The 22,111-nt window shown below is 59.6% G+C and carries 21 protein-coding genes and 1 riboswitch; of the genes, 4 read left to right on the top strand and 17 right to left on the bottom strand.

Features of this window, described 5'->3' with window-relative positions; all coding sequences use genetic code 11:
• Positions 1 to 594 precede the first annotated feature (594 nt).
• The 4 genes from H8A95_RS23850 to cysD form a co-directional block, all read right to left on the bottom strand.
• Positions 595 to 1,254, bottom strand: a complete 660-nt coding sequence (locus H8A95_RS23850) for a HoxN/HupN/NixA family nickel/cobalt transporter (RefSeq protein ID WP_312001038.1) — start codon at positions 1,252 to 1,254, stop codon at positions 595 to 597.
• A 468-nt stretch (positions 1,255 to 1,722) separates the two neighbouring features.
• Positions 1,723 to 1,927: riboswitch (cobalamin riboswitch) on the bottom strand.
• 185 nt (positions 1,928 to 2,112) lie between these two features.
• Positions 2,113 to 2,310, bottom strand: coding sequence for a hypothetical protein (locus H8A95_RS23845; RefSeq protein ID WP_229167663.1), 198 nt, complete (start codon positions 2,308 to 2,310; stop codon positions 2,113 to 2,115).
• A gap of 116 nt (positions 2,311 to 2,426) precedes the next feature.
• Entirely contained in the window at positions 2,427 to 4,310 is a 1,884-nt protein-coding gene (gene cysN / locus H8A95_RS23840; protein ID WP_229167664.1) for a sulfate adenylyltransferase subunit CysN, read from the bottom strand.
• Positions 4,310 to 5,266 carry a sulfate adenylyltransferase subunit CysD gene (gene cysD, locus H8A95_RS23835; protein WP_274617496.1) on the bottom strand — a complete coding sequence of 319 codons (957 nt, stop codon included), beginning with the start codon at positions 5,264 to 5,266 and terminating at the stop codon, positions 4,310 to 4,312. The genes cysN and cysD overlap by 1 nt, the downstream gene beginning before the upstream one ends.
• Positions 5,267 to 6,198: 932 nt before the next feature.
• Between cysD and H8A95_RS23830 the strand changes: the two genes are divergently transcribed.
• On the top strand, positions 6,199 to 6,696 hold the full coding sequence (locus tag H8A95_RS23830) for a Ulp1 family isopeptidase (protein ID WP_229185284.1): 498 nt from the start codon (positions 6,199 to 6,201) through the stop codon (positions 6,694 to 6,696).
• Between the two features lie 561 nt (positions 6,697 to 7,257).
• On the opposite strand, the gene H8A95_RS23825 is transcribed toward H8A95_RS23830, so the two are convergent.
• From H8A95_RS23825 to H8A95_RS23770, 12 genes are all read right to left on the bottom strand, one after another.
• Positions 7,258 to 7,443, bottom strand: a complete 186-nt coding sequence (locus H8A95_RS23825) for a hypothetical protein (protein ID WP_076829490.1) — start codon at positions 7,441 to 7,443, stop codon at positions 7,258 to 7,260.
• A gap of 808 nt (positions 7,444 to 8,251) precedes the next feature.
• Positions 8,252 to 8,518, bottom strand: a complete 267-nt coding sequence (locus H8A95_RS23820; RefSeq protein WP_229167666.1) for a hypothetical protein — start codon at positions 8,516 to 8,518, stop codon at positions 8,252 to 8,254.
• 67 nt (positions 8,519 to 8,585) lie between these two features.
• Complete coding sequence (gene ccoS, locus H8A95_RS23815) at positions 8,586 to 8,813, bottom strand: cbb3-type cytochrome oxidase assembly protein CcoS (protein WP_229167667.1); 228 nt, start codon at positions 8,811 to 8,813, stop codon at positions 8,586 to 8,588.
• On the bottom strand, positions 8,813 to 10,999 hold the full coding sequence (locus H8A95_RS23810) for a heavy metal translocating P-type ATPase (RefSeq protein WP_229167679.1): 2,187 nt from the start codon (positions 10,997 to 10,999) through the stop codon (positions 8,813 to 8,815). The genes ccoS and H8A95_RS23810 overlap by 1 nt, the downstream gene beginning before the upstream one ends.
• A gap of 12 nt (positions 11,000 to 11,011) precedes the next feature.
• Positions 11,012 to 11,512 (bottom strand): FixH family protein, encoded by a 501-nt coding sequence (locus tag H8A95_RS23805; RefSeq protein ID WP_229167668.1) that lies wholly within the window; start codon positions 11,510 to 11,512, stop codon positions 11,012 to 11,014.
• Between the two features lie 23 nt (positions 11,513 to 11,535).
• A complete protein-coding gene (ccoG, locus tag H8A95_RS23800; RefSeq protein WP_229167669.1) occupies positions 11,536 to 13,005 on the bottom strand; it encodes a cytochrome c oxidase accessory protein CcoG in 1,470 nt (489 codons plus the stop codon).
• A gap of 47 nt (positions 13,006 to 13,052) precedes the next feature.
• Positions 13,053 to 13,925: a cytochrome-c oxidase, cbb3-type subunit III gene (ccoP, locus tag H8A95_RS23795; RefSeq protein WP_229185283.1), complete on the bottom strand. Its 873-nt coding sequence runs from the start codon at positions 13,923 to 13,925 to the stop codon at positions 13,053 to 13,055.
• A 7-nt stretch (positions 13,926 to 13,932) separates the two neighbouring features.
• On the bottom strand, positions 13,933 to 14,097 hold the full coding sequence (locus H8A95_RS23790; RefSeq protein ID WP_229167670.1) for a cbb3-type cytochrome c oxidase subunit 3: 165 nt from the start codon (positions 14,095 to 14,097) through the stop codon (positions 13,933 to 13,935).
• Positions 14,098 to 14,108: 11 nt separating this feature from the next.
• Positions 14,109 to 14,843 carry a cytochrome-c oxidase, cbb3-type subunit II gene (ccoO, locus tag H8A95_RS23785; protein ID WP_229167671.1) on the bottom strand — a complete coding sequence of 245 codons (735 nt, stop codon included), beginning with the start codon at positions 14,841 to 14,843 and terminating at the stop codon, positions 14,109 to 14,111.
• Between the two features lie 8 nt (positions 14,844 to 14,851).
• On the bottom strand, positions 14,852 to 16,504 hold the full coding sequence (gene ccoN, locus H8A95_RS23780) for a cytochrome-c oxidase, cbb3-type subunit I (protein ID WP_229167672.1): 1,653 nt from the start codon (positions 16,502 to 16,504) through the stop codon (positions 14,852 to 14,854).
• Between the two features lie 36 nt (positions 16,505 to 16,540).
• Positions 16,541 to 17,002, bottom strand: a complete 462-nt coding sequence (locus H8A95_RS23775) for a hypothetical protein (RefSeq protein ID WP_229167673.1) — start codon at positions 17,000 to 17,002, stop codon at positions 16,541 to 16,543.
• 328 nt (positions 17,003 to 17,330) lie between these two features.
• A complete protein-coding gene (locus H8A95_RS23770; RefSeq protein ID WP_229167674.1) occupies positions 17,331 to 17,558 on the bottom strand; it encodes a hypothetical protein in 228 nt (75 codons plus the stop codon).
• Between the two features lie 1,303 nt (positions 17,559 to 18,861).
• Between H8A95_RS23770 and H8A95_RS23765 the strand changes: the two genes are divergently transcribed.
• The gene (locus H8A95_RS23765; protein ID WP_229167675.1) at positions 18,862 to 19,197 is read left to right on the top strand and encodes a hypothetical protein; all 336 of its coding nucleotides are present in this window, start codon (positions 18,862 to 18,864) and stop codon (positions 19,195 to 19,197) included.
• Between the two features lie 5 nt (positions 19,198 to 19,202).
• Here H8A95_RS23765 and H8A95_RS44210 read toward each other — a convergent pair whose 3' ends face one another.
• The gene (locus H8A95_RS44210) at positions 19,203 to 19,406 is read right to left on the bottom strand and encodes a hypothetical protein (RefSeq protein WP_312001037.1); all 204 of its coding nucleotides are present in this window, start codon (positions 19,404 to 19,406) and stop codon (positions 19,203 to 19,205) included.
• 131 nt (positions 19,407 to 19,537) lie between these two features.
• Between H8A95_RS44210 and H8A95_RS23755 the strand changes: the two genes are divergently transcribed.
• Both H8A95_RS23755 and fixJ read left to right on the top strand, forming a co-directional pair.
• Positions 19,538 to 20,968 (top strand): PAS domain S-box protein, encoded by a 1,431-nt coding sequence (locus H8A95_RS23755; RefSeq protein WP_229167676.1) that lies wholly within the window; start codon positions 19,538 to 19,540, stop codon positions 20,966 to 20,968.
• Positions 20,965 to 21,570, top strand: coding sequence for a response regulator FixJ (gene fixJ / locus H8A95_RS23750; RefSeq protein WP_229167677.1), 606 nt, complete (start codon positions 20,965 to 20,967; stop codon positions 21,568 to 21,570). Before H8A95_RS23755 ends, fixJ begins: the two co-directional genes overlap by 4 nt.
• Positions 21,571 to 22,111: the final 541 nt, after the last annotated feature.

The raw sequence follows: 22,111 nt of genomic DNA, 5'->3' as shown, positions 1-22,111 counted from the left end.
AGCATGCCCGCTGTCTTGGTCAGCCTCACGGCTTCGGTCGCGCCAGCGACAGTAGTTACCTAGCTTGTGTTGAAGCCGTTTGTCGTAGCCATTCTCCTTGATGACGACCGTCACGATCCAACCGTCCACCTTGCTGTGCTTCGGAAGGCCCATCCGTCTGATGTCAAATTGTACCGGCGCCCCTGCGGTTCCGGAGCCACTAGACACACAATGTCTGTTATCAACGTCTGTTATCAACCATGCGGAACAGCTATGGCATGCGTTAAGCCAAATGGCCTCCGGCAGACCTGGTGCGGCGCAGTTTGGCCCCGCTCGTGGCGACAATCCTATTCCACAAATCTGGTCAAGTCCGGCACATCGCCCGGTGATCGAAGGGGTGAATCATGCAGAAGCTCTCCATGATGTATCACAACGCGCGGGAACTCGTCGACGGAGGTGCTTTTGCGCATCGGGTCGCGCATAAGCTTGCAAGCTTCCGCGTGCGAAGCTCATCTGGTTGTGTGAGCTCACCCCGGCTTGAGTGGCTTTTCGAGTCCTTGCCAGCGATATCGCAAATGACCTCGCCCAACTGACCAGGAAGATGCCAACCACGAGTTAGCCGAAACTGGCCAAGCTCTCGTTGAGATCGCCCACCGCGCTCCAGAAGGTGCCTTCAGGCGCCAATTTGTTGGCGAGCGGGCCGAGTGCCTCGATGCCGCCGATCAGCAACGCCACGACGACTGAGATGGCCGTAATGGTCAGATTGTACCAGATCTTGCGGATCGGATTGAGGAAAGCCCAGCCATGCGCGCCGACCATCAAGACGCTGTCGGTCGTATCGACGAGCGTCATGCCGGCAGTGAAGAGAGCCGGAAGTATCATCACCGTACTGAAGTCCAGCCCTCCCGAGGCTTGCCCGGCTGCGACTGTGAAAAGGCTGATTTCCGTCGCCGTATCGAACCCGAGGCCGAACAGCAGACCGATCGCGAACATCAGCCAGCTCGCTGTTACCATGCGAAACAGCCGACGCAAGAGCCGGGACAGCAAGCCACGACCGGACAGCACCAGATCGAACTCATGCTCTTCGACGTGTTCGCCCCGCCGCGCACGCTGAAAGCTCCGCCAGACATCCCGTAGGATCAGGACGTTGATGGCGGCAATCGTCAGCAAGAAGAAGGCCGACGCACCGGTGCCGATGATGCTGCCAACCGCCCGGAACTCCTGAAAGAGGCAGGGTCCGATGATCATAACCATGCGCAGCACTAGATGGACAATTGCGCTGGTCGCACGGCATTGGAGTTGAGTGGCATTTCCTACTTCTCAGGGCGGGGACCTCGCGCGGTGCAGGTTGCGTGCCCGCTCTGCCGCGCTGCGCGCTGGACCGCTTCGCTGCGGCTTCTATTCCGTTGTCAGCCCGCGTCCCGCGCTTGCGCCGCGTTGGCCCTTCTACCTCGATCTGAGCCGTAGTCAAGTTTCCGAAATCACCGGTGCGGCTCAGCAGCCAGTGCTAGAAAGATGCCGAGCGGCAGCGCCGCTGTCGTGTGCCAACTCTGCGCGGATGAGATCTGTTGAGGTGCAGCCACCGAATGGCTGGGTAAAACCTGATTGGAAGTTGAACACGTGCTCGACGGCGAACAATTTGACCGTCACGCCTCTTTCCCACCATGATCTGCCTTTCGCCGCGAGCCTGGCGTATCCCAAACGGGCTAACCAATGCCTCGGAGCACCCTGTCCGACGCATTCGTGCATGACAAGCTGGCAGCAGTTTTCCTGGCTCGCGGGTCGCGGCTCTTGACCACCTTCCCAGGATCGCGAATCCCAGTGCCATGAAATGGTTATCGACTCGCCGCCTACAGTTGCGGGGGTAGCTCCGGCATTGTCTCAAGAGAGGACGCACCGAGCGCCCTTGAATCGCCTTTCGGGCACTACCGACGACGAAGTGAAATGGCTTCAGAGGGCGTGTCAAGTACTCGTCGGCGAACATCATCAGACACTGTGGCTTAGGAAAACGGGGTAGCTTCACGCTCAATCTCGGATTGCGGACGAGATCGAGGCGTCAAGACACCGCGGCTCTGCTGTCGAGAGCTCGGCGGGGCGCTAGCCGCACACGCAGGAAAAGGCCAGTTGAAACACTCAGGCGACTGGAAGCCTGACTTCCTCTCTGTCCTTCGTCATGACGTCATAGACCCTGACCTGGAGCATGGGGCGGCGCTTCTTGAGCTCTTGCGCTCCTGCCCAGGCGCCGTCTCTTGTCGCGAATTCAGTTTTTAATTGACCGTCGATTTCGAGCACATAACCAGAAGCGGGCAATCGACGAGTGGATGCAACCATCTTTTTCCTTTAGAGCGACGAGTCCGATCGATGGCCCTGTTTATCCCGAGTCGCCTTCGCCGCGCCAGTACGCTGGTGAGCGGCACCTGCAAGGCGAACTGACAGCTTGTATCTTACTAACGTCCAAGGAGTGCCCGCGCCACCAAGACATCGACCACGGCTTCCGCTGCTTGCTCAGGCGCCTGCTCCATGGTCCTGAGATGAATTTCCGGTCTTATCGGTGCTTCGTAGGACGTATCGATGCCGGTGAAGTTCTTGATCTGACCGGATTTCACCTTTGAGTAGAGGCCTTTTGGATCGCGCCGGGCGCATTCTTCGATCGGCGTATCGACAAAGACTTCGATGAACTCCTCGTTGCCAATCAGGCTGCGGACCATGTCTCGTTCTGACCTGTAGGGGGAGATGAACGAGCAGATCACGATCAAGCCGCTATCCGCCATCAACTTGGCAACATGCCCGACACGCCGAATGTTTTCCGCGCGCTCGGCCTCCGAGAAGCCGAGGTCCGCGTTCAATCCGTTCCGGAGGTTGTCGCCATCCAGCAGCATCGCATGCCGCGACATTGCAAATAGCTTTTGATCGACGATGTTGGCAATGGTCGACTTTCCTGCGCCAGATAGGCCGGTGAACCAGACGACGCAAGGCTTCTGATTCTTGAGCGCGGCGCGCTCACTCCTGCCCACTGAAAACGCCTGCCAGGTAACATTGGCCGCCCGCCGCAGCGGAAACGCAATCATGCCGGCGCCGACCGTACGATTGGTGTAACGATCGATGACGATAAATGATCCGGTCTTCCGATTGACGTCGTAAGCATCGAATACGACGGGCAATGCGGTCGCAACATTGCAAAACGCGATCTCGTTGAGAGAAAGCGTCCTGGCCGCCAGCTGCTCACATGTGTTGACATCGATCCGATGCCTGATTGCGGTAATGCTGCCGGCGACCGTCTGCGAGCCAATCCGCAGGATGTAATTTCGTCCAGGAGCGAGCGGCTCGTTGTCCATCCAGATCAGATGAGCGGCGAACTGGTCGGCGATATTGGGTCGTTCGGTTGGCAGCGACAGAAGGTCGCCACGGCCGATATCGATCTCGTCTTCCAGTGTAATGGTGACGGCATCACCGGCCTCGGCGCCGACAAGGTCGCCATCCTGCGTCACGATCTGCTTGATCCGCGTGGTCCGTCCGGACGCGGCGACGACGATCTCGTCTCCTGCCGAGATCCTCCCGGAAGCCACCGACCCGGCATAGCCGCGAAAATCCGGGTTGGGCCGGTTCACCCATTGGACCGGAAAGCGGAAAGCCTGGTTTACGGTGTCGGACTGGATATCGATGCTCTCCAAATGCTCCATCAGAGATGGACCATGATACCACTTGGTATGAGCGGAGCGGTCGACGACGTTGTCGCCGTAGCGGGCCGAGATCGGGATCGGAACGATCGAGGTAAAGCCAAGGCCGGCGGCAAAGGCCAGATAGCTGGCGACGATCCGATCGAAACGCACCTTGTCGTATGCGACAAGGTCAATCTTGTTCACTGCCAGCACGACATGACGAATACCGAGCAGCGAACAGATGAAGGAGTGGCGGCGGGTCTGAACCAACACGCCTTTGCGAGCATCAATCAGGATGATGGCGAGCTGGGCATTCGAGGCGCCGGTTGCCATGTTGCGGGTGTACTGCTCGTGACCGGGAGTATCGGCCACCATGAGGGAGCGCCGCGGCGTCGTGAAGAAGCGGTAGGCGACGTCGATCGTGATGCCCTGCTCCCGTTCAGCCTCGAGCCCGTCCACAAGCAGCGCGAAGTCGATATCACTCCCGGCGCAGCCGTGCCTGACGCTGTCGCGCTTCACCGCCGTGAGCTGATCTTGGTAGACCATCTTGCTGTCATGCAGCAACCGACCGATCAGCGTCGATTTTCCGTCGTCCACCGAGCCGCATGTTATGAATCGCAGCTGGTCTTTGGTCCCAGTCCCGAGAGGTCCGGATGTCGCTTTGGAAGTCATCAAAAGTAGCCTTCCCGCTTCTTCTTCTCCATCGAAGCGGCTTCATCGGTATCAATCAGGCGTCCCTGACGCTCCGACACCGTTGCAGTCTTCATTTCTGTGATGACGTCTTCGATCGTCGTCGCGTCGGATTCAATAGCCCCGCTCAAAGGATAACATCCGAGCGTGCGAAAGCGGATCATGCGCATTTCCGGCCTCTCGTCGCGGTTGAGCGGCAATCGTTTGTCGTCGATCATGATCGTCGCGCCATTTCGACGCACTATCGGTCTTTGCTTTGCGAAGTAGAGCGGGACGACCGGGATCTTCTTGAGCATGATGTATTCCCACACGTCGAGCTCGGTCCAGTTTGACATCGCAAACACGCGCATGGTTTCGCCCGGGCGGATCCGTGTGTTGAACAGGTTCCAGAGCTCAGGCCGCTGGTTACGGGGATCCCATACGTGTCCGGCCGCACGGAAGGAGAGGATCCGTTCTTTTGCACGGCTCTTTTCCTCGTCGCGCCGGGCTCCGCCAAAGGCGGCATCAAATCCGTGGAGGTCGAGCGCCTGCTTCAGAGCGTCGGTCTTCATCACCTGGGTATGAAGCTCGGAGCCGGAGTCGATCGGATTGATCCCGCGCGCGATGCCCTCCTTGTTGACATGGACGATCAGGTCGAGGCCGAGCCGCTTGGCTGTCGCGTCCCGGAATCTGATCATCTCGCGGAACTTCCAGGTCGTATCGACGTGAAGCAGGGGGAAAGGCAATTTGGCCGGATAGAACGCCTTCATCGCAATGTGCAGCAGCACGCTCGAGTCTTTTCCGATCGAGTAAAGCATGACCGGCCTTTTGAACTCGGCGACCACCTCACGCATGATTTCGATCGATTCAGCTTCGAGACGACGCAGATGTTTCGGCAGCATATATGTTCTTTTCGATGCAGGATCTTTGTTCTTCGCCGTTCTACGGCGGCCGCCCAGAGCAGGAATATCGGCTGCGGAACGGCTCACCGGTGTACGTGGCTATCCAAAAGTTGAAGTGCGCGTTGGGCAGCAGACTGACACACCCGGGGGGCTGTCGCATTCCGCCGTGGTACCGCTGGCGCCTGCGTCACACGTTATCGCGCAGATCAGCTCGTTGAGGGCTAAGGATCCTGGCGAAATCAGCCAGCATGTTTTGATCGCAAGCACCCAGATCACCCTAGGGGATATTGAGGAGCTGCTCAAGCCGCGTGACCTCACCTCGCAAGATCACGATAGCCGCATTGCTGGAGCAGGTGCGCCAGGAGCGTCGTCCCGGATCGTGGACGTCCGAAGAGAAAGCAGACCGCAGGCGAACGGCCAAAACCACCGCTCATCATTCAGACCCTCGTGCTTGAAAAGCGAACCCCATCGCCGCTCGTTCAATTGATCGAAATAAAGCCAGCCGCGGGATCACTCGAGGGCGACCGCCTGCGTTCCAAGCATCAATACGACAAGAATTTCGCCTGCCACTCATGATTAGAGAGCCGTTCAATTCGATCGATTGGGCGGGATCACCGAAGCATTTGACACCTGCAATCGTCCACCCGATTGCTCGACAGTTGAAACGAAGTCAAGTGCCAGCTCAATTGCACGAAGATTGGCTCGGGATATGGGAAGGTTGGAGGGAACTATACGGACGTTTACCGAACAGCCACCCGCGGCACATGGCACGTTATTACATATAGTCGACACGATGTTGTTTGCCGGGCCATTAAAAACGTAAATGCGACATGCACCTCGCTGATGCTCGGCATACCCCATGAAGCTCGGCAAAAGAGCGGACAGCTCGGCGACTGACCCTATCGTCGGGGGCGCATCAATCGTATCAGCGCGCGGTATCGATGGCTCGGCGACGAGCACATCCAGAGGGATTACGAGCCACTCGAGCAGTGGCTGCAGGAGAACCATCCGGATCTCGCCGCCCGCACGCAGCTCGTCGATCCTCTTATAGCCATTATCAGGTGCGCCTGGCGGCGGTCGATGGCGACGCGCGAGGTAGATTCCAGCGCCTCATCGATCGGAATGGCAACGATACAGCCGACTTCCTGTTCCTGCCCATGAACGATGCCGATCGTCCTAGCCAACACGGCAGCCATTGGTCGCTGCTATTCGTTGATCGCAGGGCCCGGCAACGGCCGGTCGCCTATCACTACGACTCCATCCGCGGATACAATGACGCTCGTGCAGCAAGGCTCGCAGACCGGCTGGGCCTCAGCCTGAGGCTGGCCGATATGGCCCGGCAGCAGAACGGCTATGATTGCGGCGTCTTTGTCGTGGACGGCACGCGCGCGTTGGTCAGGGGATTGGCAATTGGTCAGCCAGGCCTGCTGAACCTTAACAAGCTCAGCATCAGCCGGCTCGCACTGAAAGACCGGCTAAGGAGCTGAGGTCTCGGCTCGTGCCGATGGGAGTAGAGCGGCTCTCGCCGCCGCCGGCGCCAGACCATTGTGCTGCGCTGGGCGACACTTGCAGCAAGTGATCCGCTTGTCCGTTCGGCATGAGCCGAAGGTCCTCATCGCCAGCCATGCAATCGACTTAGGCTGGATCCCGCTCCGATTGACACGATCGGCACAGCCGCGTCTCGCCGTTACCGTGGACAATCATGGCCCTCGACAGCGATCCGCCGCATTCTTCGAACGTTAACGGCAACGAGCGAGCGTCGAGACAATTTCCAGGCGGGAAACCTTCGAAACAGGTATGGCCGGTCGTAAGATTGTGTCGTGACTCTCGATCATACCGGGCAAAGCGGCCTTCGCGGTTGTACATCCTTTCAAGAAACCTCAAAGGATGACGAAGTGCTGCTGCCCGTTCCGCGACAATGACAGCCAAGTACGTGAAAAGCTCTTTCCACAGCAATAGGCAGGCCAATGTGCAAAACAATTTCAATGGCCATAAAGGGCGGCCCGCGAGCCGCCCTACTATGCCGGCTACCAGCGCTGCTCAGTAAGCTACCGCTGATGTCCGAGTCCGATTCCGAGATTTAAGGCCTTCTGGCGCAGCGCACCGACGCTGCGTTTGGTCATTTTTGCTATTTTTATGACCGGGGTCCGAGCCTTCGAATGGACTTTGAGCTCTTTGATGTCTGCCTTGGTCCACTCGCGCCGCTTAACGCGTTTCTTGGTTGCTTTTTTCACAATGAATGCTCCTTTTGAGAGGAGCGGCTTGTAACACAGTTTTTTCAGAGCGACACCGTAAAAAAGAGACAATCATAGGAACTCGCGCCAGCGTATAAGCTCCATCATTCGTTCAGAAGACAAGGCGTGTGGACTAGTTGCGGCTGTGGAATTGTAAACTTGGTACAGATGCCGTCTTGAGAGGCTTCGTTATAATTGAACGCAGCCTCTCGATCGACACCTGTTATTCGAAGCTAAGCACGCGGACTAACATGTTTCTGGAAAGAAATGAGCGACCAGGCTGCGGTAAGCCTGAATAACTCCAAATCGGGCAGGTTCGTGATTTGTGTTAAGCGTGGAGAGATCAATGATCGAGGCCCTATGAGACATCGTAGCGGTCTCCACCAACGGTCGCCCTTACCACGCTTGGCGCGCGGCGCCATCTAGACTGCCAGAGCCTCCCTTGGGCTGGCGAGAACACCAGATCGAATCTTCTCTTTACCCGTCGTCCGGTCTCGGCTCAAGGTATCGGAGGGACAAGTCTGTTCGTATGAACAGACAGCTTTCACTTCGTTTGACGCAGGACCGAGAACGCTGTGATTTCAGCGCCCGCGATGATCTCTCATAGAGAGGCTTCGGCTGTCGTGAAGATGAGCGGCCGCGCTTCAGCCTTGATGGCACGATCTTCTTCCAATTTGCTTTTGTGATGTATGCATATTGGCGAGAGAGACGAAGCCGACGCTTGATCGTCCGCGACCGAAGTTGTTGCGCAGCGAAAAATGCGTTCGCCCTATTGGGCCACGTCAATCTCGTGATAAGATGCTCAGCCTCACCGATCCAAAGCGGACCGGCCGTATCCATCGAGCATTGTCCTCACCGCGAGGCCGGGCTCAAGCTTGCCGGATAATGCGATATCGTCACTCGATTGATTGGCGGTCAAAATTGCGATGACCGATGAGGCTGCAGCTGCCGGGCTTTCGTTGCGTTCGCGAAGGCGACGGATTCTCGAGGCGCGACTTGCAGCTATCGCGGTGTCTCGGTAGCCCGACGTGCTACCGAGCATCTGTTGCTGATCATGGCGCATTGCCTTGATCAACAAGCTATCGCTGCCTGGCCTTGCGACCGCGTGTCTCGCAGCGCTGTGGACCACTGGAACGGCCGAGCTAGCACTCACCTGCACAGCGCTGACCAGCACTTCCGCAATCGCGCTGGTCCATTTGCACCATTTGGACCGGCGCCGAAGGCTCGTTGGGCTCGTCATCGGCGACGGCGCGCCAGGCCGCGCCATCGAGATCGTCATACTGGCCACTGTTCAGCGACCACAGAAAGCCGAGCAGGCCGACGAAGCCGAGTGCAAGAGCGAGTGGAACCAGATAGACCAAGACCTCCATCAGACTGCCTCGCTCCTTCGCGCCCGCAGCGCATTGAGCATGACCAGCACGGACGAACCTGACATCGCCGCGGCGGCAATCAGCGGCGTCACCAGGCCGGCGATCGCTACCGGCACCGCCAGGACGTTGTAGACGCCCGCGAGCCACAGATTCTGCCGCATCAGCCGGAGCGCCTTGCGCGAGTCCATGACCGCCGTCATCACAGGCCGAAGATGCTCACCGAGAAAGACCGCATCAGCGACCGCCTGGCTCAGATGAGTGGCCGTGACGGGCGACATCGAGGCATGAGCAGTTGCGAGCGCGGGCGCGTCGTTCAAGCCATCGCCGACCATCAGCACCTTGTACCCCTCGCTCGTCAGGCTTTCGACTCGGGCGACCTTATCCGTCGGCGAGACGTTGGAGCGCCAGTTTTGAATGCCGAGCATCGCCGCCGTGCGCCGAACTGCTGGCTCGCGATCCCCCGACACGATCTCTACCGTGACGCCAAGGCTCGCGAGGCCCGCGACGACCTCGGCCGCGTCTGGCCGCATGCGTTGGCGGACGGCGAAGACGTGTTTGCTGTCGCCGTGGCTAAAGACGACGACAGAAGCCTCGGGTTCGCGGCAAAGGGTTTCGTCAGCGAGGCTGTCAGCGCCGCAGAAGGAGGGGCGGCCGAGCCGGATCTCCGACCCATGATAGTAACCCCTGACGCCCCGCCCCGGCTCCTCTTCGATATCGGCCAGCGGCTCGCTTGCGCCGGCAGCTCGCGCCACGGCGACGGCGACCGGGTGGCGGCTCGATAACGCAAGCCGGCCCGCCAATCTGACGACGTCGTCGGGAATGCTGGCGAGATTGGTGACATCGAGCTCCGGCAACGTCAGCGTTCCGGTCTTGTCGAAGATCACCCGGTTCACCTCGGCGATACGCTCGATCGCATCCCCGGCGTTGAGCAGCACGCCGGACTGGAACAGGGCGCCGGAGGTCACCGTCTGTACCGCGGGTATAGCCAGACCCAGCGCGCAAGGGCAGGTGATGATCAAGACCGCGATCGCGGTGACGATCGCGTCATGCAAGGTCGCGCCAGAGGCAAGCCAGCCCAGCATCGTCAGGAAGGCCGTTGCGTGAACGATCGGTGCATAGAGCCGCGAGGCGCGCTCGGCTAGGCGCAGATAGCGCGAGCGCGCCTGCAGGGCATGATCAAGCAGGCGGGAAATCTCGGCGAGCAGCGTGTCGTCCGAGGCCGCTACCGCGCGGACGCGCAAGCTACCGGATCGCACCAATGTACCGGCGAACACTGCGCTGCCAGGCGCCACGAGCGCCGGCAAGGTCTCGCCGGTAATGAGGCTTTGATCAACCTCGGAGCACCCCTCGATCACGTTGCCATCGACGCTACAGCATTCGCCGGGTCGCACCAGCACGACGTCCCCCGGTTTGATCGCTGACGCCGGAACGGTTCTGATCTCCGTCGGGCTTATGAACTTCGCGGCGGTGTCCGCCTTGAGTGCGGCAAGATTGCCGGCGAAGGCGCGGGTGCGCCGCCTCATGTTCTGGTCGAGATAGCGGCCTGCGAGTAGGAAGGCGATCAACATGATCGCCGCATCAAAATATGCATGCTCGGCATGAGCGATGGTCTCGATCAGCGAAGTCGCCAACGCGAGCAAGATGCCGATGCTGATCGGCACGTCCATATTGGCCCCTCGCGCCCGTAGCGCGGTAAAAGCGGAAGAGAGGAACGGTTGCGCCGAATAAGCCGCGGCGGGCAGCACGATCAGCGCGGAGAGCCAGTGAAAGAAGTCGCGCTGCTCCGGCAGCATGTCCGAGACATTGCCAGACCATACCGGGATCGAGAGCATCATAACGTTCATCGCGGCAAAGGCAGCGACGCCCAGTCGCCGCAGCAAGTCTCGCGCCCGCTCCGATTCCAGTGTCTCCGCATTGTCCCGCTGAAAGGGATATGCCCGATAGCCTAGTTCGGCGAGCCGCTTGATGAATAGCGCCGGATCGAGCGCGCCTGCTTTCCATTCCAGCGCCAACCGGTTATCGGTGAGATTGACGCGTGCCGAGGTCACGTCCGGAATGCTCGACAGATTGCGCTCGATCTTGCCCATGCATCCCGCGCAATTGATCCCCTCCACCGCGAGGTCGAGTTGGACGAGGCCCGTGCCTGTCCTCTTCAAATAGTGCGAAAAGTCGATGTCCGGCTGCATGCCCATGTGTTCTCAGTCCAGGACGATGCGGTTTTTCGACAGAAACATGCGGCGGCCGTCAGCCCTGCCGTCGATCAAGAGATCCCACTGCCCGACAGCGATCCCCTCCGCGCTCCCGTAGTAGGTTCCAGCATTTCCCTCCGCCACATTGATCGCGCGATCGGCCCGGCGGTCGACCGGTCGCTCGAGCCGGGCCACGAAATTCATTCCCGCCAGAGGCGCGCCTGCGCGGTCGCGTGCCTCGATCGCAAGCACGGCCCGACCATCGGACTGCCGTTGGACATGTACCTGCACCTGCCAGTTTCGCTCGTTCTGCTGCCGTGCAGCCAGGATCTCACGCTGATACGCGAGGCTCGCGCTGTAGGCGCTGTCAACCTCCGTTCCCGGCAGCGTCGTGATGGCAAAGCGCATCATGACCAGATTGGCGCCGATCACGACCGAAAAAAAGGCGACAATAGCGATCACGACAAAGCGTCCGGTGATTGGCCGCGCGACTGGAATTGATGCGGTCATGGGAAGATCCCGTCAGTGATTTCCTAGGGGAAGATGAAGTGATCCGTTGCGGAGGCGACCTCGCCGAGGCCAATGTCGGTGACCCGAACTCTCAGCGGCATCGACCGTTCCGATTTGTCGTCGGCCGGCGCAGTCACCAATAAGCGTAGTTCTGTCGTGGTATCTCGAGCCAAGACAATCATCGGTCGTTCCACGGTCACCGAATCTACGCCGACGACGTGGACGGACGTTTGGGGCGGCCCATCGATGTCGATCGCGATGACGCGGTCGAAGGTGCGCTGGTTAAGCAAACGCACCGTGTAGCCGTTGCGAATCGAACCATCGCTGAGCCTGACCGCCACGGGGTTGCGATCGTGCAGCACGCTGACATCGAGCAGCGTTCTTGACAACAACCCATAGAGCATCATCGCGCAGACGGCCGAGATCAAAGACGCATATACGATCGTGCGCGGACGCACCGGCTTGAAGACCTCCGACTTGCCTTCCATGCGGCGCCGGATATTGACGTCGTTGTCGTAACCGATCAGACGAGTTTTGCGCCCGATCTTCTTCATGACGACATCGCAGGCGTCGATGCACAGCCCGCACTGGATGCAGCCCAGCTGGGCACCGTTGCGAATATCGATCCCGGTCGGGCAGACCGCCGCGCATTGATTGCAATCGATGCAGTCTCCGATCTTTTCGCCGCGCGCACGCAGATCGAATGACTTCTTCAATGAGCAGCGCTGCTCGCCGCGATCGCATTTGTAGGTGACATTGAGCGCCCACTCGTCGGTAAGCGCGGCCTGGATGCGCGGCCATGGGCACATATATACGCAAACCTGCTCGCGCATGTAGCCGGCCAACAGGTACGTCGTAGCGGTCAGTATCCCGATCCAGATATAGGCGATCGCAGGCGCCTGGAATGTCGCCAGATCGCGCACCAATGTATGCGCGTCGGCGAAGTAGAGCACCCAGGCGCCACCGGTCCACCAAGCGATCATCAGCCAGATTGCGTGCTTTAGGACACGCTTTGCCGCCCGCTCCACTGTCATCGGGCGTGCGGCGGCCCTCAGCCGGTCGCGACGGTCGCCCTCGACCCAACGTTCTACCGCATAGAACAGATCGGTCCATGCCGTTTGCGGACAAAGATAGCCGCACCAAATCCGTCCGCCCAGCGCGTTCATCAAGAACAGTGCGAGGGCGGCAAGCACGAGCAGCCCGGTGAAGTAATAAAGCTCCTGCGGCCACAGCTCGATAAAGAAGAAGTAGAACCGCCGGTTCGGGAAATCGAGCAACACCGCCTGGTCGGGAGCGCCTAAGCCACGCCGCCAACGCACGAACGGCAGCAGATAGTAGATGCCGAGACACACCACCATCAGCCGCCATTTGATCGTGCGGAAAGTGCCGCAGACGCTCTGCGGATGGACCTTCTTATGAGCTGTATAGAGAGGCCCATCCTCGCCGATCGGCAGGTCATCGCGCGAAACTGTCTCGTTGACGGCGAGCTTCATGGCCGACCTTACATCAGAGCCTCGTCAATGAGCCGGTTGGCTCTTGCCTATTGTCCGCCACCGAGCGAATGCACATAGACCGCAAGTGTCTTGATTGTGATGGGATCGAGCCGCCCGCTCCAGGCCGGCATGATGCCCGCGCGGCCATAGCTGATAGTCTCGATCAGCGTCTCCTCATCCGAGCCGTACAACCAAATGTGGTCCGTCAGATTCGGCGCGCCGAGTTCCTGATTGCCTTTGGCGTTCTCCCCATGGCAGACCGCGCAATTGTCGGCAAAGATCCTCGTGCCGGCGGCAGCATCGAAATTGGCCTCTGTCGACAGGGCTGACAGCGATCGCACGTAATTCGCTACCGTGGCGATCTCATCTTTCTTGAGGATGCCGTCGCGGCCGAAGGCCAGCATTTGCCCCTCATGCGCCTGAGCATGCCCGGAACGTGCGCCGAACCGGATGGTCTGCTGGATCTGATCGAGCGATCCGCCCCACAACCAGTCATCGTCGTTGAGATTGGGATAGCCCTTGGCACCTGCGCCGCCGCTCCCATGACATGGCGCGCAATTGTCCGCGAACACCGTCTTGCCCCGCGCACGGGCCAGTGCCAGCAGGGCCGGATCCGTCTCGATCTCTGTCAGAGAGGATGTGCCGAGAACCGCCATCTTCTCGCCCCGCAGCTTCTCGAGGTCGGCAAGGTCGTTGACGACGCTGGCGCGGGACGAATAATGAAATACGCCGGTCGTGAAGCTAGAGAGAAGCGGCCAGGCCGGATAAACGACCCAATAGCCGATGGCCCAAAGGATCGTGGCGTAGAAGGTCGAGATCCACCAACGCGGCAGCGGCGTGTTGAGCTCCTTTATGCCGTCCCATTCGTGTCCCGTCGTGGAGCGGCCGGAGATGCGATCGAAGTCGTTGTGGTCGGTCATGGTCTGGTCAATCCCGGCGCAGCGGCATGCGCGCCGCAGAGTCAAAACGCCGCTTGTTGCGAGGCCACAGCGCATAAACGACGATGGCCATGAAGATGCCGACGAACAACGGCGTCCAGATGGTCACGACGAAGCTTGACGCCAGGTTCTCGATGGAAATGACGGCTTTCATCACAGGATCCTTCAGCGCAGATTGGCTTTTTCGTCGTAGAGCTTGAAATCGATCAGCGTACCGAGCATCTGCAGGTAGGCGATGAGCGCATCGAGTTCGGTCGGATTGCCAACCATCCCGTCGAAATTGCGCGCAGCTGCCTTCGGATAGCGTTTCTGGAACGAGGCGAGGTCCGCGCTGTCAGGATCGAGCTGGGTCTTCAAGTCAGTGACGGCGTTTTTGATCTGATCTTCGGTATAGGGGACACCGACCGCCCGGTTGGTGCGCAAATGTGCGGCCGTATCGGTGAGGTCGAGCTCGGTGTTCGCCAGCGTCGGATATCCGGGCATCACCGACTGCGGCACGATGGCGCGCGGATTGATCAAATGCGTGACGTGCCATTCATCGGAATATTTCGCGCCGACGCGTGCAAGGTCCGGGCCGGTACGCTTCGACCCCCATTGAAACGGGTGATCATACATGCTCTCGGCAGCCAGCGAGTAATGTCCGTAGCGCTCGACCTCGTCACGCAAGGGCCGGATCATCTGCGAGTGACACAGATAGCACCCTTCGCGTACGTAGATGTTGCGGCCCGCAAGCTCGAGCGGGGTGTACGGGCGCACGCCGTCTACCGCCTCGATCGTACTCTTGAGGTAGAACAGCGGCGTGATCTCGACCACCCCCCCGACCGCTATCACGGCAAGGATGCCTGCGATCAGGATAATCGAGTTCTTCTCAAATATCTTGTGTCGGTTCCACAGAGACATGCGACGACCTATTCCGCGACTTGGAGCGCTCCAGTGTCCTGGATCTGATCGGTTTCCTTTGCATTCACCGTCATCCAGAGATTGGCGGCCATGATCAGCGCACCAATCAGGAACATTGCGCCCCCCGCGGCACGGATGATGTAGAAGGGATGCATAGCTTCGACGGACTCGATGAACGAGTATTCGAGGAAACCTAGCGAGGTATAGGCGCGCCACATCAGGCCTTGCAGGATGCCGGACACCCACATCGCGGAGATGTAGAGCACGATCCCGATCGAGGCGATCCAAAAGTGCCAGTTGACGAGCTTGAGGCTGTACAGCTGGCGATTCCAAAGCCAGGGGATCAGGCAATAGAGCGCGCCGAATGATACAAAGCCGACCCAGCCCAGCGCGCCGGAATGCACGTGGCCGACGGTCCAATCCGTGTAATGACTGAGCGAGTTGACGACCTTGATTGCCATGGTGGGGCCCTCAAACGTCGCCATGCCATAAAAGGCGACCGAGACCACGAGCATGCGGAGCACCGGGTCTGTGCGCAGCTTGTCCCACGCACCCGATAGCGTCATCAGGCCGTTGATCATGCCGCCCCATGAGGGCATCCACAGCATGATCGAGAACGTCATGCCGAGGGTCTGCGTCCAATCCGGCAGCGCGGTGTAATGTAGATGGTGCGGGCCGGCCCAGATGTAGAGGAAGATCAGCGCCCAGAAGTGGATGATCGAGAGGCGGTAGGAATAGACCGGGCGCTCGGCCCGCTTCGGAATGAAATAGTACATGATCGCCAGGAAGCCGGCGGTCAGGAAGAAGCCGACCGCGTTGTGGCCGTACCACCACTGAAACATGGCATCCTGCACACCGCCCCAGGCGATGTAGGATTTCGAGCCGAACACGGAGACCGGTAATGCAGGATTGTTGCCAATGTGGAGCACCGCAATGGTGATGATAAAAGCGAGATAGAACCAGTTGGCGACAAAGATGTGCGGCTCCTTGCGCTTCACCAGCGTCATCAGGAACACGAGCAGATACGTCACCCAGACGATCGTCAGCCAGAGATCGGCGTACCATTCGGGCTCGGCGTATTCCTTTGACTGGTTGGCGCCGAGCAGATAGCCAGTGCCCGCGATCAGAATGAAAAAATTATAGCCGACCACCACGAACCACGGCGCAAGATCGCCAGCGAGGCGCGTGCGGCAGGTCTTCTGCACGACGTAGAACGAAGTCGCGATAAGCACGTTTCCGCCGAACGCAAAGATCACGGCCGACGTATGCAGCGGGCGAAGCCGGCCGAAGCTCGTCCAAGGCAGATCGAAATTCAGTGCGGGCCAGGCAAGTTGCGACGCGATAAAAACGCCTACCGAAAAGCCCGCGATGCCCCAGAACATCGCCATCACCGAGGCGAATTTGATCGGAGCGACATTGTAATTCGGCCGGCCCTTGATCTGCGCCGGCGGCAATTGTGCCGGGCGCTCATAGTAGCGATTGAGGATGGCGGCTGCGGCGGCCAGACTGGCGGCGGAAGCGAGCAATGCGTGGAAGCTAAACGCAGAATCGTGCCCCATCGCCCCTGCGAAAAAGCAAACGTAGGCAGAAACAGCGAATACCGACATCAGGCCTGCTTCACCCATGGTCATGGATTTCGAGGCGGGGGATGGGCTTGTCATGTCTTGGCCTTCTTTGAACGCGGGCTTGCCAGGAAATCACATTTTCCGGCGGCGGAACGATTGAGCGCGATCAATCGCGAAAACGTTGTGGGAGTCCCCGATCTCACGCGCGAGCGCGCGCAGGGTTTGTTCGTTAGGGCAGCCTTTGAGGGGATTTACAGACTGACGCCGCTCGACGTCGGCCGCGCAGCGGGTCTTGCTCTGACACAGGCCGCATACCCGCTGCAGATCGCGCAATACGTCTCCATGGCAGGCGGCAAGCGCATTCTCGGAAAGGCCGGCAAGTGCGAGGCGCTTGCTTAAGAGTTCAGGAGAGCCCGGACTTTGCGCCATCCTTCGAAAATCGGACGTGGACAGATTAACTTCACGCGCGATCGCGTCGATGTCGTGCGCGCTCAAATAGGCCAGTTCGGCTGTCCGGGACAGGCTCGCTCGTAACCGGTTGAGCAGCTTCTTGAAGCCCCAAGGGCCACCGATATATCCGGATTGGCTAACCATGTGTCATACCCCTCGAAGCAGCCATAGCTGGCGGAGGCAGATTTGTTTTTGACATGCATCAAATAAGACGTCTGTGGGGGCAAATCGTTCGATCCGGATCGCCCTGCCCGGACGAGGCTCGGCGGTGCGCTGCAACGAGCCCGCAGAACCGCAGGCCGCGAATGTCAGGCGAGGTCTACTCAGGTGCCGCGGACAACAGAGCGCCTGCTCAATTGGCGGCAGAATCGCGAGCTGTTCTCTCGATCGACGCTCGGAAGACAATGATCGCGCCTCGATTGGCAGATTGCCCCCGCGATCAGGATTTGGCGGACTTCGCTGGCCGCTCTAGCTAACCACCCCATGCCGGCGGCAATGCAGGCGGGGTTCGAAGCTCCATCGCGTCGGCGAAGATGGTCCAATCGTGGACACCTTTTTGCCTGCAGAAATTGGTCTCTGCCTGCTGTGCAGCAGCACTCAGCGAGGTGGCATCCACCCTGAACGCCGCCTGACAGGCCCGATGCTCGTGGCCGGTATCGTCACAAACGGTCTTGATGAACCGAACGTTAAATGAAGGCATGACAACCTGCTCCTCTGCGTTTGCTTATCCCCATTCTGCCATTCGCGCCTCGAGAGTATTTGATTTGTCTCAAGCTGCATCCCAAAGAGATTGCCTGCTCTCGACTTCGTCGAGATAAGGTCGAGCCTTGGGCAGCGTGATGCGAGTGCTCTTTCGTCCTGCGGAAGCTGCAGTCGCCAAGCGTCCAGATTTGGCGGACCATATCTGCTTGAAGTGGCTCAGGAACAGCAGCTTCTCGTCTGCTCATGCGTTGGACCGATAGAGTTGAGGCGGCGCTGATTCAGAAATTCTCGAAGAGACGGTTGGCAGCAGAATGGACGGTCAGCTCGAGATGCCGATCGTTGATCTCGATCATACACGAGGCTTTCCGGGCACCTCCGGCTGATTGCCAGGCAGCGTGCAAAGCCATTTCTGGCGAGCCGGAGCCGAAGCACTATCGGCGGCGAGAGCTGCCCGCACGCGAGCAAATGGGGCGAACCGCCCCCCTCTCGCTCCTGATGGTCCACCCTGCCGCCGCAACGGCAAAGCCGATGATCAGGCTAGTCGCAGCCAAAGTTTCGATAAGCCCAAGGTTTAAGGCTTCGGCGCCAAAGCCTATGGCTGCGATCAGCGCGGGCAAGACCAACGACAATGTGAGGCGAGCAATCAATTTACCATCTCCTTCGCGGCTCTCGCAGCATCAATGACACGCGTTGTCATGGTGCAATGCGCTTGAGCTGCGCCGCCTCAACATCGCATATTGCGCGTCCTGCATTTTGATTTCCATCAAACTGGCTAAACAAGAGGTGTCGCGGACTGACGCGCGGCCCTGTCGAATTACCCGGGGCTGGTACACGTTACCTGCGGCGCGCTCGCAGCGACCACTCGCCGCGGGCCGTTCTGGACGCGCAATCAGCTTTTTTGACCTGCATCAATACTGCGGCGGGGGCTTCCGGATAAAAACGACCTTCCAGTCAAGGTCAGACACATGGCAGATAGAGAGACTCGGCGCCCCATCATCTTTTCGTGCCCAAATACTGGCGAGCGGGCTCAACGGCTGCTGCCGGACGCACCCGAGCCGTCTGCACCCGGTTACCTGCGGCGCGTGTGATGCTACCCACTTCATCGACCTGCGGATCGGCGCGATGCTCGGGTCGATCGCAGCTGGCCCATCCGAATGCCATCAAGCGAATTCTGGCGTCGTACCGTTCCGGCCTGGAGACGCCGCCAGACCCGTAAGGACGCGGTCGACGCCATTAACACTCAACGCCCCATGCTGACGCCGTGGGACAGGGAGACTTCCGACCGACGAAGGATGTTCGACATGACAGACCACGGCGACACTTTTCCCGCCGCGGGCACGATTGCGGGGACGACAGTGCAGTCCAGCTGCTGTACAACAGTAATCGATACTAACCGGGGCTGGCTTGAGCTGATCCGGATCGACGCGACGGGATCTCGGGAGTTGTTTCGCAGCGCCAATCCTTTGGTCGGCGATCGGATCACGACCCAGCACGACAGGTTCGGCGGCACCACGTCCCAAAGCACCCGGACCGCAACTGGCGTGATCGAGATCATGCGCCGCTTGGGCGAGATTGCGCTGAGCCCGTCCGCGCAGCGGCTAAGCGATCCGGCCCGTCGTGTTCGGAAGGTTGCCTGATTTTGTCAGCCAGCGGCGATGAACACCGTCCAGGATCTATTGGCAACCTGACGTGGGAGCGGATCGAAACGGCGCCCTTTGACCGGGACCTGGAGATCGCGGTGATCGAGGGTAATGCCATTCACCGGTTGGTTTTTCCTTGCCGCCGGATCTTCGGCGGCTGGGTCAAGGCCAAGACCGGAGAACACGTCGCTGTGCAGCCCACGCACTGGCGCATCTGGCCGAGATAGCGGCGGCCGCCCAGCACAATAGGTGGCGCAACCCAAACGCGGCTGCATCCGGTGGCCCCGCATCGACAAACATTGTAGAGTCAATCGAATGAGAGGGTTTACCGCAAATTATGACCGACCACATCTGGTACCGCTATGGCACAGCCGCGGCAGCCGCCGCGCTGGCTCTCGTGCTTCGCGCGGCGCTGGATCCGTATCTTCAGGACCGTACGTTCACGATCATCTACCTTCCGGTCATCGTTTTTGTCGCTTTCGCCGGCGGCCGCGGACCGGCCATTTTCGCTACGCTGCTCTGCCTGATCATCAGCGCGGCATTTCTTGGGAAAAGCCTCATTACCGATTCGGCGAACATGATCGATATCGCGGGATTCGCCGTACTTGGCCCCCTCCTCGGCTTCATGGGCGGTCGGCTGCAGCGGGAATCAGAGCAGGCGCGGTACCGGCAAGCCCATCTGCAGTCGATCCTGGACACCCTGCCGGAAGCGATGATCGTGATCGACGAGAAGGGTTTCATTCGCTCGTTCAGCGCCGCGGCAGTGCGTTTATTCGGTTGGTCTCCGGACGAGGTGGTCGGAGCAAATGTATCCAGGTTGATGCCGGAGCCCTACCGCGCCGAGCATGACCGCTATATTGAACGTTATCTGACTACCGGAGAGCGGCGCATCATCGGCATTGGCCGCATCGTGGTCGGCGAGCGGAGCGACGGCTCGACCTTTCCGATGGAGCTTGCCGTCGGTGAGGCCAAAGTGCGCGGCGAACGGTTCTTTACCGGCTTCATCCGAGACCTCACCGAACGGCGGGCGCAGGAACGGCGACTGCAGGAACTGCAATCTGAGCTCGTGCACGTGTCGCGGCTGACCGCCATGGGTGAGATGGCCTCGTCTATTGCCCATGAGATCAACCAGCCGCTCTCCGCAATTACAAACTACATGCGTGGCGCAAAGACGCTGCTGGCCTCAGACAAGCCGGACGCCAACCGTATCGGTGATGCGCTCGAACATGCCGCCCAGCAAGCCCTGCGCGGCGGCGATATCATCAAGCGCCTGCGGGAATTCGTTGCCAAGGGCGAGACGCACCATACAATGGAGAATCCGCTCACGCTGCTTGAAGAGGCGGTAGCTCTGGCCCTGCTCGGCGCCAAGGAGCAAGGCGTGCGGGTGGCTATGCGCAGCGATCGCGATCTGCCATCGATGATCGTCGACAAGATCCAGATCCAGCAGGTCGCGCTGAACCTGATACGGAATGCGATCGAGGCGATGGCTTCCTGCCCGCGTCGCGAATTGACCGTCGGAGTTGCCAAAGTCGATGGCCTCGCCAAATTTACCATTGCTGATACGGGCCCTGGCATCAGCCCTGATATCGCCGACCGCCTGTTCCAGCCCTTTGTCACGACCAAGGAGCATGGCATGGGTGTGGGACTATCAATCTGCCGGACGATCATCGAGTCCCATGGCGGCCACATCGTTGCGGAAGCCAATCCGGGCGGCGGCACGGTCTTTCAGTTTACCCTGCCATTTGCGGAGGCTAGTGAAGAAGCATGACCATGCGGCGCATTCTTGTGATCGACGATGACGCCGCGATACGGGACTCGCTCGCGTTTCTGCTTGATGTTAGTGGCTTCTGCGTAGCAACCTATGAGACGGCGAACGGCTTCCTCGGTGACGTCGCGAGCGGTCCGGTTGACTGCATTGTATCGGACATCCGCATGCCGGGCATGAGTGGCCTCGAACTGATCCGCAAACTGAAGGCCGATCGCGTCGACTATCCCGTCATCCTGATAACTGGTCATGGCGACGTATCGCTGGCAGTGGACGCGATGAAAACGGGCGCGGTCGACTTCATCGAGAAACCGTTCGAGGACGAGGTGCTATTGCGTGCGATCAATAGTGCCTTGGAAGCGCGGCCAACGAAGCCAGCGGATGAAGCAGCGAAACTGCAGGCGGAAGCCCGCCTGGCGAACGTCTCATCGCGCGAGCGTGACGTCCTGCAGGGACTGCTGGCCGGCAAGATCAACAAGGTGATCGCCCATGATCTTGGCATCAGCCCGCGAACGGTCGAGGTTTACCGGGCGAACCTCATGGCCAAGACCAATGTTCGCAGCATGTCCGAGTTGATGCGGATCGCCATCTCCGCCGGGCTCTAGCAGCATCGCAGGCGGTGTGGAACGCCGTATTCAAGCATCAAGCTGCGCGCTGCAACCGGTGAACGGATCGCACCGAGCTGGTCATGTTGTTGGTGGCTAGTCTTTTGTCGAATTCGACGATGGATGATCCTCAATCGCCTGGGCATTCTTTGAAAGCGCAAATTGTACCTTCGGGCGTTCGACTGCTTCACATGGCGTAGCGCCTAACATGCGCAGCGTTGTCAGCCGACTTTACACCTTTTGCGCTTCACGCAGCCGTGCATGCCGCGATCGTTCGGTCGATGCGATCAGGGTAGGCCTTACGATCGAAGACCTGGTAGCCGGCATCGTGGTAGAATTGAATAATTCGAGAATTACTCGCGAGGTCGTTAGTCCGTAGACCCAAAACGGATCCATCGACTCTGCTCGTTTCACGAACCTGAATATTCGGTGCGTCGTTTCGGCCAGAAGTATCGCTCCAACGCGTCTTTCTCGCATATCGGGAGCGAGCGCCATGCGATGGAGATACACCCCAGGCTGAAGATATGTCGCATCACGAGGC

Source organism: Bradyrhizobium oropedii (assembly GCF_020889685.1).
Taxonomy (GTDB): domain Bacteria; phylum Pseudomonadota; class Alphaproteobacteria; order Rhizobiales; family Xanthobacteraceae; genus Bradyrhizobium; species Bradyrhizobium oropedii.
The sequence above is the reverse complement of the archived record's forward strand: the minus strand, read 5'-3'. Positions and strand labels throughout refer to the sequence as shown.

What these genes read in the sequence shown, in the direction of transcription:
- H8A95_RS23805 (WP_229167668.1), bottom strand. Translation starts at nt 11,512, where the DNA reads ATGACCGCATCAATTCCAGTCGCGCGGCCAATCACCGGACGCTTTGTC.
- H8A95_RS23790 (WP_229167670.1), bottom strand. Translation starts at nt 14,097, where the DNA reads ATGAAAGCCGTCATTTCCATCGAGAACCTGGCGTCAAGCTTCGTCGTG.
- H8A95_RS23770 (WP_229167674.1), bottom strand. Translation starts at nt 17,558, where the DNA reads ATGCCTTCATTTAACGTTCGGTTCATCAAGACCGTTTGTGACGATACC.
- H8A95_RS23810 (WP_229167679.1), bottom strand. Translation starts at nt 10,999, where the DNA reads ATGCAGCCGGACATCGACTTTTCGCACTATTTGAAGAGGACAGGCACG.
- ccoP (WP_229185283.1), bottom strand. Translation starts at nt 13,925, where the DNA reads ATGACCGACCACAACGACTTCGATCGCATCTCCGGCCGCTCCACGACG.
- ccoO (WP_229167671.1), bottom strand. Translation starts at nt 14,843, where the DNA reads ATGTCTCTGTGGAACCGACACAAGATATTTGAGAAGAACTCGATTATC.
- ccoS (WP_229167667.1), bottom strand. Translation starts at nt 8,813, where the DNA reads ATGGAGGTCTTGGTCTATCTGGTTCCACTCGCTCTTGCACTCGGCTTC.
- H8A95_RS23845 (WP_229167663.1), bottom strand. Translation starts at nt 2,310, where the DNA reads ATGGTTGCATCCACTCGTCGATTGCCCGCTTCTGGTTATGTGCTCGAA.
- cysN (WP_229167664.1), bottom strand. Translation starts at nt 4,310, where the DNA reads ATGACTTCCAAAGCGACATCCGGACCTCTCGGGACTGGGACCAAAGAC.
- ccoN (WP_229167672.1), bottom strand. Translation starts at nt 16,504, where the DNA reads ATGACAAGCCCATCCCCCGCCTCGAAATCCATGACCATGGGTGAAGCA.
- fixJ (WP_229167677.1), top strand. Translation starts at nt 20,965, where the DNA reads ATGACCATGCGGCGCATTCTTGTGATCGACGATGACGCCGCGATACGG.
- H8A95_RS23765 (WP_229167675.1), top strand. Translation starts at nt 18,862, where the DNA reads ATGACAGACCACGGCGACACTTTTCCCGCCGCGGGCACGATTGCGGGG.
- ccoG (WP_229167669.1), bottom strand. Translation starts at nt 13,005, where the DNA reads ATGAAGCTCGCCGTCAACGAGACAGTTTCGCGCGATGACCTGCCGATC.
- H8A95_RS23775 (WP_229167673.1), bottom strand. Translation starts at nt 17,002, where the DNA reads ATGGTTAGCCAATCCGGATATATCGGTGGCCCTTGGGGCTTCAAGAAG.
- H8A95_RS23755 (WP_229167676.1), top strand. Translation starts at nt 19,538, where the DNA reads ATGACCGACCACATCTGGTACCGCTATGGCACAGCCGCGGCAGCCGCC.